Origin of the sequence: Rhizobium hidalgonense, from assembly GCF_002914525.1 — a bacterium.
Classification (GTDB): Bacteria; Pseudomonadota; Alphaproteobacteria; order Rhizobiales; family Rhizobiaceae; genus Rhizobium; species Rhizobium hidalgonense.
In genome coordinates this window covers 218,237-231,102 of record NZ_LODW01000093.1, presented here as the reverse complement: position 1 = coordinate 231,102, position 12,866 = coordinate 218,237, and the positions used below count along the sequence as shown (strand labels likewise).

The window sequence follows — 12,866 nt, the reverse complement described above, 5'->3', positions numbered from 1 at the left end:
GAAACACATGGCTGAATCCTACGACGTCATCATCATCGGCTCCGGTCCCGGCGGCTATGTCGCCGCCATCCGCGCCGCTCAACTCGGCCTCAAGACGGCGATCGTCGAGCGCGAGCATATGGGCGGCATCTGCCTGAACTGGGGCTGCATCCCGACAAAGGCGCTGCTGCGCTCGGCCGAGGTGCTGGATCACGCCAATCACTTCAAGGATTTCGGCCTTGTTCTCGACGGCACGGTCAAGCCGGATGCCAAGGCCGTCGTCGGCCGCTCGCGCGCCGTCTCCGCCCGCCTCAATGCCGGCGTCGGCTTCCTGATGAAGAAGAACAAGATCGACATCATCTGGGGCGAAGCAAAAATCACCAAGCCAGGCGAGATCGTCGTCGGCAAATCGTCGAAGCCCGTCGTCGAGCCGCAGCACCCGCTGCCGAAGAACGTCAAGGGCGAGGGCACCTATAGCGCCAAACACATCATCATCGCCACCGGCGCCCGCCCGCGCGCACTGCCCGGCATCGAGCCCGACGGCAAGCTGATCTGGACCTATTTCGAGGCGCTGAAGCCGGATGCGCTGCCGAAGTCGCTGATCGTCATGGGCTCCGGCGCGATCGGCATCGAATTCGCAAGCTTCTACCGCTCGATGGGCGTCGACGTCACGGTTGTGGAAGTCATGCCGACCATCATGCCGGTCGAGGATGCCGAAATCACCGCCATCGCGCGCAAACAGCTGGAGAAGCGCGGCCTCAAGATCTTCACCAGCGCCAAGGTCACCAAGGTCGAGAAGGGTGCCAATAGCATCACCGCTCATGTCGAGACGTCAGATGGCAAAGTCCAGCAGATCATCGCCGACCGGATGATTTCGGCCGTCGGCGTTCAGGGCAACATCGAAAACCTCGGCCTCGAGGCGCTTGGCATCAAGACCGATCGCGGCTGCGTCGTCGCCGATGGTTACGGCAAGACCAATGTCGCCGGCATCTATGCGATCGGCGACGTCGCCGGCCCGCCGATGCTGGCCCACAAGGCCGAGCATGAGGGCGTCGTCTGCGTCGAAAAGATCGCCGGCCTGCCGAATGTTCATCCGACAGACAAGGGCAAAGTTCCCGGCTGCACCTATTGCAATCCGCAGGTCGCCTCCGTCGGCCTGACCGAAGCCAAGGCCAAGGAACTGGGCCGCGACATCCGTGTCGGCCGGTTCTCCTTTGCGGCGAACGGCAAGGCGATCGCGCTCGGCGAAGACCAGGGAATGGTGAAAGTGATCTTCGATAAGAAGACCGGCGAGCTGCTCGGCGCCCATATGGTCGGTGCGGAGGTCACAGAGCTTATCCAGGGCTTCGTCGTCGCGATGAACCTCGAAACGACCGAAGAAGAGCTGATGCACACCATCTTCCCGCATCCCACCGTCTCGGAAACGATGAAGGAAGCGGTGCTCGATGCCTATGGCCGCGTCCTGAACGCTTGATAATTTCCACGGCTGCCCTCTATCCCGAGGCGGCGAAGCCGTCCTTCAGGATGGCCTAGGTCATCCCTGGGGGCTGGAAAAAACGAAAGGAAATCATCATGTCTATGGAGACGCAGGCGTTGCTGGTGTTTTTGCTGATTGGCCTGGTTGCAGGCTTCCTCGCCAGTCTGGTCGTCGGTGGCGGCGGCTTGATCAGATGCCTGCTCAGCGGCATCATCGGCGCCTTCGTCGGCGGTTATCTGTTCAGCGCGCTCGGCATATCACTGGGCATTGACAACGCGCTGGTCGTGCAGATCATCCACGCCACGGTCGGCGCCATTATCGTGGTGCTGATCGCCAGGGCGGTCGCTTGAGGCGCAACTGAAGGGCAAGTTGAGGGTAGGGGCAGGCATGGAAGGCGTAGGCTGGATTTCGGCAATCATCATCGGCGGACTTGCGGGCTGGCTGGCCGGCAAGCTGATGGAAGCGCGGTACGGGATTTTTCTGAACATCGTGCTCGGCATCGTCGGCTCGGTTGTTGCAAGCGCCATCCTCGCGCAGTTTCACCTCGCCTTGGTCGGCGGCAGGCTCGGTTACTTCGTGACGGGTTTCCTTGGCGCCTGCCTGCTGATATTTCTTGCGCGGCTGGTGCGGCGCTAGGTCCTGATGATTTGCCGCACAGGGGCGGTAGAAAGCTGAAACTGCAATGGTGACCATACTCGACACGATCAATCCCGACGCCAAGCGCGTGCGCCATCCCGAGAAGGCGCATCGGCCCGATACTGAGGTCATGCGCAAGCCGGACTGGATCCGCGTCAAGGCGCCGACCTCCAAGGGTTATGCCGAGACGCGCGCGATCGTGAAGGAGCACAAGCTCGTCACCGTCTGCGAGGAGGCCGGCTGCCCGAATATCGGCGAGTGCTGGGATAAGAAGCACGCCACCTTCATGATCATGGGCGAGATCTGTACCCGCGCCTGCGCCTTCTGCAACGTCGCCACCGGCAAGCCGAATGCGCTCGACATGGCCGAGCCCGAGAATGTCGCCAAGGCGGTCAAGGAGATGGGCCTATCCCACGTCGTCATCACCTCGGTCGACCGTGACGATCTTGAAGACGGCGGCGCCGAACATTTCGAAAAGGTGATCTGGGCGATCCGCGCGGCCTCGCCGGCAACGACGATCGAAATCCTGACGCCCGACTTCCTGAAGAAGCCGGGTGCGCTGGAGCGCGTCGTCGCCGCCAAACCCGACGTTTTCAACCACAATATGGAAACGGTCCCCGGCAACTATCTGACAGTTCGCCCCGGTGCCCGGTATTTCCATTCTGTCCGCCTGCTGCAACGGGTGAAGGAACTCGATCCCACCATGTTCACCAAATCGGGCATCATGGTCGGCCTCGGCGAGGAGCGCAACGAGGTGCTGCAGCTGATGGACGACCTGCGCACTGCCGATGTCGACTTCCTGACGGTCGGCCAGTATCTGCAGCCGACCCGCAAACACCACAAGGTCGAAAGCTTCGTCACACCAGACGAATTCAAGTCCTACGAGACCGTCGCCTACAGCAAGGGCTTCCTGATGGTCGCCTCCAGCCCGCTGACCCGCTCGTCCCATCACGCCGGCGACGATTTCGCCCGGCTGAGAGCGGCGCGCGAGAAGAAGCTACTGATCGCCGCTGAGTAGGATTCGATGCCGCTTTATGACCGCATCCTGGTCATCGGCTGCCCCGGCAGCGGCAAGAGCACGATTGCAAAACAGCTCTCGCAAGCGCTCGGCCTTCGCTACATCTCCATGGACCGTGACTTCTACTGGCTGCCGGGCTGGAGAAAGAGACCGCGCGACGAGATCGATCGCCTGATCGCCAAGGCGGTGGCGGAAGAGCGCTGGATCATGGATGGAACCGGCCTCAGTTCCTTCCATCTTCGCCTGCCGCGCGCTGATGTCGTCATTTGGCTTCGTCTGCCCAGATATGCATGCCTCTACGGCGCCGTCTCAAGAGCATTGCGTTATTTCGGGCGCAACCGTCCCGAGCTGCCTGCCGGCTGTCCAGAACGCCTCTCCCTCGGCGCACTCGCCTATATCTGGAATTTCGAGCGGGACGCCGTGCCCCTGATTGAGGCAGCACTTCGGGAGCATGTCGCCGGCATCGCCGCGCACGGCCCCGGCATACCCGTTCTGCAGCTAAAATCCCGCCGCCAGATGCGTGAGCTTCTTGATCTTCTCGGCCCGCCCGCTTAAGTGCCGCCTATGCCGCAATTCGAAACCCATCGCCCCGTCCCGCACACGCCCGATCAGATGTTCGATCTCGTTGCCGATGTCGAGCGCTATCCCGAATTTCTGCCGCTCTGCGAAGCCCTCGCCATCAGAAGCCGCAAGGAGCGCGACGGCAAGATCCTGCTCGTTGCCGACATGACGGTGGGATACAAGGCGATCCGCGAGACCTTCACGACGCAGGTGCTGCTGAACCGTGCCGAGCGCGTCATCGAGGTCAAATATATCGATGGCCCGTTCCGGTATCTCGAAAATCGGTGGCACTTCGCCGAGACGACGACCGGCGGCTGCACCGTCGATTTCTTCATCGATTACGAGTTCAAGAGCCGCATTCTCGGGGCGTTGATGGGCTCGATGTTCGACCGTGCCTTCCGCATGTTCACCGAAGCCTTCGAAACGCGCGCGGGCAAGATCTACGCGGCGGTCTGATGAGGCAATCAGCCGGCGAGCAGCGAGTGCACCATATCAAGCGCCGTCCGGACCGTTGCCAGCCGAACCTCGCTGCGGCCGATATCGCCATAGAGCATTTTCCGATGGATCAGTGCGCCGCTGCGTGACTTGGCGGCGAGATGCACCAGGCCGATGGGTTTTTCCGCCGATCCGCCGCCGGGGCCGGCAATGCCGGTGACGGCGATGGCGATCGCGGCGCGCGAGCGGAAGAGGGCGCCGTGGGCCATCTGCCGCGCGGTCTCTTCGGAGACGGCTCCGAAGCTGAGTAGCGTTTGCTCCTGTACCCCGAGCAGTTCGATCTTGGCGGTATTGGTATAGGTGACGAAGCCGCGATCGACGACGGCGGAGGAGCCGGATATCTCGGTCAGTGCGCCTGATATCAGCCCGCCGGTACATGATTCTGCAGTCGAGACCATCAGCCCGGCGGCGGTGAAATCGCGGATGATCGTCTCTGCCGCTGACAGAATATCCTGCGGGAAAAGACTCATCGTTTCCCCCCGCGATAGACGACGGTCGCCGTGGCGATCGCGGCGATACCTTCGCGCCGGCCGACGAAGCCGATCGTCTCGTTGGTCGTCGCCTTGACCGAGCAGCGCTCTATATCGATGCCGAGATAATCCGACAGTTTTGCCCGCATGGCCTGGCGATGCGGGCCGACTTTCGGCGCCTCGGCGATCAGCGAGACATCGGCATTCATGATCGTGCCGCCGTGCTCGCGCACGATCCGGGCGGCATGCTCGAGGAAGATCCGCGAGGCCGCGCCCCTCCACTGCGGATCGGATGGCGGGAAATGATCGCCGATATCGCCGGCGCCGCAGGTGGCAAGCAGCGCGTCGGTCAACGCATGCAGCGCGACGTCAGCATCCGAATGGCCTTTAAGTTTCTGGTCATGCGGAATGAACACGCCGCAGAGCGTGACGCCGTCGCCGGCTTCGAGTTGGTGCACGTCGTAACCGTTGCCGGTGCGCACGTCCGGAAGCGACGAGATCGACAGCTTGTCGTCGGCCATGGCGATATCGCTCTTGACCGTGAGCTTGACGTTGTCGGCCGTCCCCTCGACGATCGTCACCGGAATGCCCGCCCATTCCGCGATCGAGGCGTCGTCGGTGAAATCGCTTCGCCTGCTCGCCGCGGCCCTCTCATGCGCATCGAGAATCGTTCCGAAAGCGAAGGATTGCGGCGTCTGCGCCGCGTAGACATGCTCGCGCGAAACCGTGGTCAGCACGGTACCGGCGCTGTCGACGCGTTTCAGCGTGTCGGTGACCGGGATCGCCGGCAGCACCGCTTGAGCGCCGTCGCCAAGGGTCGCGGCAATGCGGTCGAGAAGCGCGTTGTCGAAGAACGGTCGCACCGCATCGTGGATCAGCACATGGCTGATTTGCTTGTCCTTGAGATATCTGAGGCCAGCCAGCACCGATTGCTGCCGGGTCGGACCCCCATGCACCGTTGTGATCGGCGTTGCGGAAATGATATGGCGGAACGCCTTGGCAAATAGCGCCTCGTCGTCGGGATGTATCACGACGACGATCTCGGTCGTGGCTTCCCATGTCATGAAGTTTTCAAGCGTATGGACGATAACCGGCTTGCCGCCGATCAGGCGATATTGCTTGGGGCCTTCCTTGGAGGATCCTGCGCGCTCGCCGCGGCCGGCGGCAACGATGACAATTCCTGCCGATATCGGTTGCTTGGAAGGCATTTGCAGCATAAATCCCCTAAATTATGCGGAATTGACCGCAGTGCTCTAACCTCTTGCTTTGGCCTTTTCCAGCATCTGCCCGAAAAATATCGATTCCGATCCGAGCCCCCTTGGCAAGACAGGGAACAATGGCTAAAAATAATGCAGTTCCATGGTTTGCCTGAAAGATAATCAATTGATTTCCAAGGACCTCGCAGCGCCTTTCCGAGTAGGAGATGTCTCCGTGCGGAACCGCGTTGTGCTGGCGCCGATGTCCGGCGTCACCGACATGCCCTTTCGCGAACTCGCCTGGCGCTTCGGCGCCGGCCTCGTCGTCACCGAAATGGTGGCGAGCCGCGAGCTCGTCAACGATACGGCCGAATCCTGGTCGCGGCTGAAGGCCGCGGGATTCCGGCCGCATATGGTGCAGCTTGCCGGCCGAGAGCCGCACTGGATGGCAGAGGCGGCAAAGATCGCAGCCGATCACGGCGCCGATATCATCGACATCAACATGGGCTGCCCGGCTAAGAAGGTGATCGGCGGTTATTCCGGCTCGGCGCTGATGCGCGATCCCGATCACGCGCTCGGCCTCATCGAGGCGACCGTCAAGGCCGTCGACATTCCGGTGACGCTGAAGATGCGCCTCGGCTGGGACGAGAATTCGATCAACGCGCCCGAGATTGCGCGCCGCGCCGAGGCGGCCGGCATTCAGCTCGTCACCATACATGGCCGCACCCGCATGCAATTCTATGAAGGCCGCGCCGATTGGGATGCGATCCGTCACGTCCGCGAGGTGATCTCCATTCCGCTGACCGCCAACGGCGATGTGGAGACCGCTGCGGACGCGCAGGAAATCCTGCGCCGCTCCGGCGCCGATGCCGTGATGGTCGGCAGGGGCTGCCAGGGTAGGCCGTGGCATGCCGGCGTCATCGCTGGTGCGGCCGCGCCGCGACCCGAGGAGATTGCCGATATCGCCGTCGAACATTACCGCATGATGCTGGATTTCTACGGCGAGGCGGTGGCGATCCGCCATGCCCGCAAGCATCTCGGCTGGTATCTCCAGCGTTTCGCACCTGATATCGCCGGCGATGAAAAGGCCGGCATCATGACCTCGCGCGATCCGCGCGAGGTGACCGCGCGCCTTTACGATGCGCTGGCATCCGCAGTTGTCGATAGCCGGGAGGCGGCATGACGAAGGATACGACTTCTCCGCTCGATCACGCCGGCGGAACCGTCGCCATGGCCGTGCTCAACGCCATCCAGAACCCCGTCATCATGGTCGACGAATCCGGCTTCGTCGTTTTCGCCAATTGGGAGGCGGAGGCCTTCTTCGGCGCCAGCGCCTCGCATCTGGCGCGTTACCGGATCTCGACCTTCATTCCCTTCGGCAGCCCGCTGCTTGCCCTGATCGACCAGGTGCGCGAGCGCAAGGCGCCGGTGAACGAATATCGTGTCGACCTGAGCTCGCCCCGCCTCGGCCAGGACAAGCTCGTCGACCTTTACGTCGCCCCGGTGCTCAGCGAGCCCGGCGCCGTCGTCATCGTCTTTCAGGAACGCTCGATGGCCGACAAGATCGACCGGCAGCTGACGCACCGCGCCGCCGCCCGCTCGGTGACCGGCCTCGCTTCGATGCTGGCGCACGAAATCAAGAACCCGCTCTCCGGCATCCGGGGCGCAGCCCAGTTGCTCGAGCAGTCGGCGGTCGACGACGACCGGGCGCTGACCCGACTGATCTGTGATGAAACCGACCGCATCGTCTCGCTGGTCGATCGCATGGAGGTTTTTTCCGACGAACGCCCTGTGGACCGCATGCCGGTCAATATCCATTCCGTGCTCGATCATGTGAAGGCGGTCGCCAAGGCAGGTTTTGCCCGCAACATCCGTGTCACCGAGAGTTACGACCCGTCGTTGCCGGCCGTCTATGCCAATCGCGACCAGCTCGTCCAGGTCTTCCTCAATCTGGTGAAGAACGCCGCCGAAGCGGTCGGCGACCGGCCGGATGGCGAGATCATGCTGACGACGGCCTATCGCCCCGGCATACGTCTCTCGGTCGCCGGCACGCGCGAGAAAATTTCGCTGCCGCTCGAATTCTGCGTCCACGACAATGGCCCCGGCGTTCCCGCCGATCTGCTGCCGCACCTCTTCGATCCCTTCATCACCACCAAGACGAACGGCAGCGGCCTCGGCCTGGCGCTCGTCGCCAAGATCATCGGCGATCACGGCGGCATCATCGAATGCGACAGCCAGAACAGCCGCACGACATTCCGCGTCCTCATGCCGGTGTCGAAGGACGCCTCGCTCGAAGACGCCTCTTCCGCAAGCTCGACAGGACCTTCTCGATGACAGCTACGATCCTCGTTGCAGATGATGATGCGGCCATCCGGACCGTGCTCAACCAGGCTCTGAGCCGCGCCGGCTATGACGTTCGCATCACCTCCAACGCCGCTACCCTCTGGCGCTGGATTTCGGCAGGTGAGGGCGATCTGGTCGTCACCGATGTGGTGATGCCCGACGAAAACGCCTTCGACCTGTTGCCGCGCATCAAGAAGGCGCGTCCCGAACTGCCGGTCTTGGTCATGAGTGCGCAAAACACCTTCATGACTGCCATCAAGGCTTCCGAGAAGGGCGCTTATGATTATCTGCCGAAGCCCTTCGACCTCACCGAGTTGATCGGCATCATCGGCCGCGCGCTCGCCGAGCCGAAGCGCAAGCCCGCCAAGCTGGAAGACGACGTACAGGACGGCATGCCGCTGGTCGGCCGGTCGGCGGCGATGCAGGAAATCTATCGCGTGCTCGCCCGCCTGATGCAGACCGACCTGACGCTGATGATCACCGGCGAGTCCGGCACCGGCAAGGAACTCGTTGCCCGCGCGCTGCATGATTACGGCAAGCGCCGCAATGGCCCCTTCGTTGCGATCAACATGGCGGCGATCCCGCGCGACCTGATCGAATCTGAACTCTTCGGCCATGAGAAGGGCGCCTTCACCGGCGCGCAGACCCGCTCGACCGGCCGCTTCGAGCAGGCCGAAGGCGGCACGCTCTTCCTTGATGAAATCGGCGACATGCCGATGGATGCCCAGACGCGGCTGCTGCGCGTGCTGCAACAGGGCGAATACACCACCGTCGGCGGCCGCACGCCGATCCGCACCGATGTGCGCATCGTCGCCGCCACCAACAAGGATTTGAAGCAGGCGATCAACCAGGGCCTGTTCCGCGAGGATCTTTATTACCGCCTCAACGTCGTGCCGCTGCGCCTGCCGCCGCTGCGCGACCGCGCCGAGGATATTCCCGATCTCGTTCGCCATTTTATCCAGCAGGCGGAAAAGGAAGGTCTCGGCTCCAAGCGCTTCGACCAGGAAGCGCTGGAACTGATGAAGGCCTACGCCTGGCCGGGCAACGTCCGCGAGCTGGAAAATCTCATCCGCCGTCTGATGGCGCTCTATCCGCAGGATGTCATCACCCGCGAGATCATCGACGCCGAACTGCGCTCCGACGTGCCCGACAGCCCGATCGACAAGGGGCCGATCCGCAGCGGCTCGATGACGATCGCGCAGGCCGTCGAAGAGAACATGCGCACCTACTTCTCGGGTTTCGGCGAAAACCTGCCGCCGCCCGGCCTCTATGACCGCGTGCTGACGGAAATGGAATATCCGCTGATTCTCGCTGCGCTGACGGCAACACGCGGCAACCAGATCAAGGCAGCCGATCTTCTCGGTCTCAACCGCAACACTTTGCGCAAGAAGATCAGGGAGCTCGGTGTCTCGGTCTACAGAAGTTCTCGCACCGCCTGAATGAAAAGAGGGCGGCGGGCCCTCATGTTGCCCGCCGCCCACTTCCTCCCGGCGTCCGCCGCCACGGTCGGGAAGAGAATTGAATCTAGCCGAGCTGGGCCGCGGTTTATATCCGGGCGGACAAACAAAAGCGCAGTGTCATTCAACAGTCACAGAGCATTTGCGACGTGCGGTTTGCCGTCGGACGAATGTCATTGAAGTTGCTGCGGTCGTGGCCGCGGCGCCTGTGGATAGGCTGTGGATAACAAGTGGATGACAGGGGTCGATCGGCTGGCGATAGCGTCCCAGTTCCATTTCCATGTTGCCAATCCGTTCCGAATCTCGTCATCTCCCTTTGCTGCTGTCGACCTCCGCCGCAAACGTCGTCGATTGCATGCAACGGGCGCTCCGGCTGATGTCGTCGAGCGCCCTTTTTCTTTGCGGAACCTCCTCGCATATCGCCGTTCATGCCATAGATTACGCCAGTCGGTCGTCGATCGATCGCGCGGCGCCGGTATCGGCCGGCCCAGTTTCATAATTTCGGGAGCTGCATGATGGAATATCGTCGTTTGGGTAAGTCGGGTCTGCAGGTGAGCGAGTTCTCCTTCGGCTCATGGGTCACGTTCGGCAAGCAGGTCAACGGCGGCGACGCCGTCGACCTGATGAAACTTGCCTATGACAACGGGGTGAACTTCTTCGACAATGCCGAAGGATATGAAAGCGGCAAGTCTGAGATCGTCATGGGCGAGGCGCTCAAGTCGCTTGGCTGGAGCCGCGACAGTTTTGTCGTCTCGAGCAAGGTTTTCTGGGGTGGCCAGAAGCCGACGCAGCGCGGCCTGTCGCGCAAGCATGTGACCGATGCCTGCCACGCGGCGCTCAAGAGGCTTCAGGTCGACTACCTCGACCTCTATTTCTGCCACCGCCCGGATATCGACACGCCGGTCGAGGAAACCGTCCGGGCGATGCACGATCTCGTCGCCCAGGGCAAGGTGCTCTACTGGGGGACGTCGGAATGGTCGGCGCAGCAACTGACGGAAGCCTACGCCGTTGCCCGCGACTTGCGCATCACGCCGCCGACCATGGAGCAGCCGCAATACAACATCTTCGAACGCCAGAAGGTCGAGGCTGATTACCTCCCGCTCTACGAGCTGATCGGCCTCGGCACCACGATCTGGTCGCCGCTCGCCTCGGGCGTCCTGACCGGCAAATACAATAACGGTGTGCCGGCCGACAGCCGCATGAACCTGCCGGGTTACGAGTGGCTGAAGGAAAGATGGTCGAGCGATGCGGCCCGCGCCCAACTCAAACAGGTTGGTGAACTGGCAAAGCTCGCCGATGAGATCGGCATGTCGATCACCCATCTCGCACTTTTGTGGTGCCTCGCCAATCGCAACGTCTCCACAGTCATTCTCGGCGCCTCGCGCGCCAGCCAGCTGCAGGACAATCTGGCCGCCCTTTCGCACAGGCAGAAGATGACGCCTGAGGTAATGAACCGGATCGACACAATTGTTGGAAACAAACCGGAAGCCCCGCGTCGATTCTAGAGCCTACGGCGCAAGGCTGTGCCGTGGGTGCTGCCAACGGTATGCGTAGAAATAAAGATCTAAAGCGCGAAGCGTATCCGCAGATCGCGACGCGCTTTAGATGAGACAGAATTCCCTCTACGAGCCAGACCACAATCGTAGAGCGAAACGGTGGCGAAGCGCGCGGAGGCAGGTGGGGTGATGCATTTCTTGGAAGTCTTCGCGGTCGGATGTCTTATCGCGGCAGCGATTTTTCATGTCTGCATGCTCATCGCTTTCGAGCAACTGACAAATAAGATCAACAAATACGGGCCGAATCTTGTCACTAAAAGCTCGAAGGCACTCCCCCAAATAGACCCGAACAGCCCGCTTATTCCGTTGGAATTGAAGAATAGGTTCCAGCTTTATAGGCAGGCTTGGATGGTCGTCATTGCAATATTCATTATTCCCGTTGTCATTTATGCGGTGACGAAAGCCTATGTGAGTTGAGGCTTTTGGGGGAGCAATGCATTGAGAGTTTTCCTGACCTTGCTGGCGGCCCTATTCCTAACCAGTGCCTGGACGTTTATCCGGTACAAAACCGCAGGCCATACGTGGGAGGGTGTGTATGATTGCGGTGATCGAGGGCCGCTGAGTGACGGCGAATTTATACGAGCAGCCGTATCTCAAAGCATCCAGGCCTCAAAAAATTCCCCGTATTATCGGCAATCCTCAAGCTTGAAATCGAATTATATTTTTGCGGGGAAATTCATATCGGATAATCCGGAGTGCTGCAGCATATACCGCGGAAATCCCAATGATTACTTCACTCCGGAAAGTTTCAGCGAGTATATGACGAGAACTGTGGCCAGGATCGTCAAGATTCAATTCATCAAAGAGAATCGTTCGAACGGATCGTATTTTGGAATGCCGGCGGCTTATTACGTGAAGATGGACGCGTGCGGAAATCAATTGGATTAGACATGCGGAAATCGTCGTGATTTAGTAGCGCTCGCGTACGGGCCCGATGACTTCTAATAGGTGCGGCCCTGCAGGGAAATATTTGCACGCGATTCATCAAAACAGGAAGTGCGGGCAATATAGGTGAACTATGATGGCGGAGCCAACTTCGAGTACAGCCAAACGATCTCCAGGTTTCAGCACCGCATCTGTCGTTACGGCCCTATCGCTTTCCGTCTCCATCATGACGTACTCGACGATGGCCGTTGCATTTAGCGGCAAAGAAACGTTGCAAATTCCAAAGATATTTCGGGCAGTAAAACTGCAAGACTGCAATCAGTACCGTGACGGGGAACGTGCTGCCTGCGAAACGGCCATACTCAATCTTGGATACTTTAGTTGGGGCGTGGTATTCGCGGCGTGGGGTTTCGATCTCGCCCCAAGGATAATGCGGGGCGATCTTAACGCGTTCCACGATTTAGTAAAAAGCGATCCTGTCTATTCGACCCAAAAATCAGCGGTCGAGGCCTTCTTGAACAAACCTTTCAAAATTTGCGATTCTGAAAACTGCGGAAAATTTCTCGGTCTGTCAGAACCGGAGTTGGCCGCCGTGTCAGAGGAGTTCGACGAGAGCCGAACGGCAATGCTTTGTCTTCTCAAACGAGATCGATCGAAAGACAAGCCGGGCGGCGCTCTCCACGACCGGACTTTGCTCACCGACGTTGAACAAATGCAGCGCGGTTTGATCCCAATCTGTGCGCCAGTACCGACTACTGTTGAATATATTCTTCGACGAGCTTTCCGCGACTAA

Annotated in this window: 14 protein-coding genes; 12 read left to right on the top strand and 2 right to left on the bottom strand. The window is 60.7% G+C overall.

Features of this window, described 5'->3' with window-relative positions:
• Positions 1-7 precede the first annotated feature (7 nt).
• The 6 genes from lpdA to ATY29_RS28945 all read left to right on the top strand — a co-directional run bounded on the left by lpdA (position 8) and on the right by ATY29_RS28945 (position 4,127).
• On the top strand, positions 8-1,453 hold the full coding sequence (gene lpdA / locus ATY29_RS28970; RefSeq protein ID WP_003573337.1) for a dihydrolipoyl dehydrogenase: 1,446 nt from the start codon (positions 8-10) through the stop codon (positions 1,451-1,453).
• A 98-nt stretch (positions 1,454-1,551) separates the two neighbouring features.
• Positions 1,552-1,806, top strand: a complete 255-nt coding sequence (locus ATY29_RS28965; RefSeq protein ID WP_003573335.1) for a GlsB/YeaQ/YmgE family stress response membrane protein — start codon at positions 1,552-1,554, stop codon at positions 1,804-1,806.
• A 37-nt stretch (positions 1,807-1,843) separates the two neighbouring features.
• Complete coding sequence (locus tag ATY29_RS28960; RefSeq protein ID WP_003573333.1) at positions 1,844-2,092, top strand: GlsB/YeaQ/YmgE family stress response membrane protein; 249 nt, start codon at positions 1,844-1,846, stop codon at positions 2,090-2,092.
• 46 nt (positions 2,093-2,138) lie between these two features.
• Positions 2,139-3,110 carry a lipoyl synthase gene (lipA, locus tag ATY29_RS28955; RefSeq protein WP_097533576.1) on the top strand — a complete coding sequence of 324 codons (972 nt, stop codon included), beginning with the start codon at positions 2,139-2,141 and terminating at the stop codon, positions 3,108-3,110.
• Positions 3,111-3,116: 6 nt separating this feature from the next.
• Complete coding sequence (locus tag ATY29_RS28950) at positions 3,117-3,665, top strand: AAA family ATPase (RefSeq protein ID WP_003573328.1); 549 nt, start codon at positions 3,117-3,119, stop codon at positions 3,663-3,665.
• A gap of 9 nt (positions 3,666-3,674) precedes the next feature.
• A complete protein-coding gene (locus ATY29_RS28945; protein ID WP_097533574.1) occupies positions 3,675-4,127 on the top strand; it encodes a type II toxin-antitoxin system RatA family toxin in 453 nt (150 codons plus the stop codon).
• Positions 4,128-4,135: 8 nt separating this feature from the next.
• Here ATY29_RS28945 and ATY29_RS28940 read toward each other — a convergent pair whose 3' ends face one another.
• Both ATY29_RS28940 and ATY29_RS28935 read right to left on the bottom strand, forming a co-directional pair.
• Positions 4,136-4,636, bottom strand: coding sequence for a CinA family protein (locus ATY29_RS28940; RefSeq protein ID WP_003573325.1), 501 nt, complete (start codon positions 4,634-4,636; stop codon positions 4,136-4,138).
• A complete protein-coding gene (locus ATY29_RS28935) occupies positions 4,633-5,853 on the bottom strand; it encodes a bifunctional 2-C-methyl-D-erythritol 4-phosphate cytidylyltransferase/2-C-methyl-D-erythritol 2,4-cyclodiphosphate synthase (protein ID WP_097533572.1) in 1,221 nt (406 codons plus the stop codon). Before ATY29_RS28935 ends, ATY29_RS28940 begins: the two co-directional genes overlap by 4 nt.
• A gap of 142 nt (positions 5,854-5,995) precedes the next feature.
• On the opposite strand from ATY29_RS28935, the gene dusB reads away from it, so the two are divergent.
• The 6 genes from dusB (at position 5,996) to ATY29_RS28895 (ending at position 12,866) form a co-directional block, all read left to right on the top strand.
• The gene (dusB, locus tag ATY29_RS28930; protein WP_097533570.1) at positions 5,996-7,015 is read left to right on the top strand and encodes a tRNA dihydrouridine synthase DusB; all 1,020 of its coding nucleotides are present in this window, start codon (positions 5,996-5,998) and stop codon (positions 7,013-7,015) included.
• On the top strand, positions 7,012-8,166 hold the full coding sequence (locus tag ATY29_RS28925) for a two-component system sensor histidine kinase NtrB (RefSeq protein ID WP_003573319.1): 1,155 nt from the start codon (positions 7,012-7,014) through the stop codon (positions 8,164-8,166). The genes dusB and ATY29_RS28925 overlap by 4 nt, the downstream gene beginning before the upstream one ends.
• Positions 8,163-9,614: a nitrogen regulation protein NR(I) gene (gene ntrC, locus ATY29_RS28920; protein WP_003573318.1), complete on the top strand. Its 1,452-nt coding sequence runs from the start codon at positions 8,163-8,165 to the stop codon at positions 9,612-9,614. The genes ATY29_RS28925 and ntrC overlap by 4 nt, the downstream gene beginning before the upstream one ends.
• Positions 9,615-10,147: 533 nt before the next feature.
• Positions 10,148-11,137 carry a potassium channel beta subunit family protein gene (locus ATY29_RS28910; RefSeq protein WP_097533568.1) on the top strand — a complete coding sequence of 330 codons (990 nt, stop codon included), beginning with the start codon at positions 10,148-10,150 and terminating at the stop codon, positions 11,135-11,137.
• Between the two features lie 150 nt (positions 11,138-11,287).
• The gene (locus ATY29_RS28905; protein WP_244597466.1) at positions 11,288-11,605 is read left to right on the top strand and encodes a hypothetical protein; all 318 of its coding nucleotides are present in this window, start codon (positions 11,288-11,290) and stop codon (positions 11,603-11,605) included.
• A gap of 604 nt (positions 11,606-12,209) precedes the next feature.
• Positions 12,210-12,866 carry a hypothetical protein gene (locus ATY29_RS28895; protein WP_244597465.1) on the top strand — a complete coding sequence of 219 codons (657 nt, stop codon included), beginning with the start codon at positions 12,210-12,212 and terminating at the stop codon, positions 12,864-12,866.

Excerpts from the sequence above, each read along its gene's own strand:
- ATY29_RS28935 (WP_097533572.1), bottom strand. The coding sequence starts at position 5,853 with ATGCTGCAAATGCCTTCCAAGCAACCGATATCGGCAGGAATTGTCATC.
- ATY29_RS28910 (WP_097533568.1), top strand. The coding sequence starts at position 10,148 with ATGGAATATCGTCGTTTGGGTAAGTCGGGTCTGCAGGTGAGCGAGTTC.
- ATY29_RS28940 (WP_003573325.1), bottom strand. The coding sequence starts at position 4,636 with ATGAGTCTTTTCCCGCAGGATATTCTGTCAGCGGCAGAGACGATCATC.
- ATY29_RS28965 (WP_003573335.1), top strand. The coding sequence starts at position 1,552 with ATGTCTATGGAGACGCAGGCGTTGCTGGTGTTTTTGCTGATTGGCCTG.
- ATY29_RS28895 (WP_244597465.1), top strand. The coding sequence starts at position 12,210 with ATGGCGGAGCCAACTTCGAGTACAGCCAAACGATCTCCAGGTTTCAGC.
- ATY29_RS28950 (WP_003573328.1), top strand. The coding sequence starts at position 3,117 with ATGCCGCTTTATGACCGCATCCTGGTCATCGGCTGCCCCGGCAGCGGC.
- lpdA (WP_003573337.1), top strand. The coding sequence starts at position 8 with ATGGCTGAATCCTACGACGTCATCATCATCGGCTCCGGTCCCGGCGGC.
- dusB (WP_097533570.1), top strand. The coding sequence starts at position 5,996 with ATGGTTTGCCTGAAAGATAATCAATTGATTTCCAAGGACCTCGCAGCG.
- ATY29_RS28945 (WP_097533574.1), top strand. The coding sequence starts at position 3,675 with ATGCCGCAATTCGAAACCCATCGCCCCGTCCCGCACACGCCCGATCAG.
- ATY29_RS28960 (WP_003573333.1), top strand. The coding sequence starts at position 1,844 with ATGGAAGGCGTAGGCTGGATTTCGGCAATCATCATCGGCGGACTTGCG.
- lipA (WP_097533576.1), top strand. The coding sequence starts at position 2,139 with ATGGTGACCATACTCGACACGATCAATCCCGACGCCAAGCGCGTGCGC.
- ATY29_RS28925 (WP_003573319.1), top strand. The coding sequence starts at position 7,012 with ATGACGAAGGATACGACTTCTCCGCTCGATCACGCCGGCGGAACCGTC.
- ntrC (WP_003573318.1), top strand. The coding sequence starts at position 8,163 with ATGACAGCTACGATCCTCGTTGCAGATGATGATGCGGCCATCCGGACC.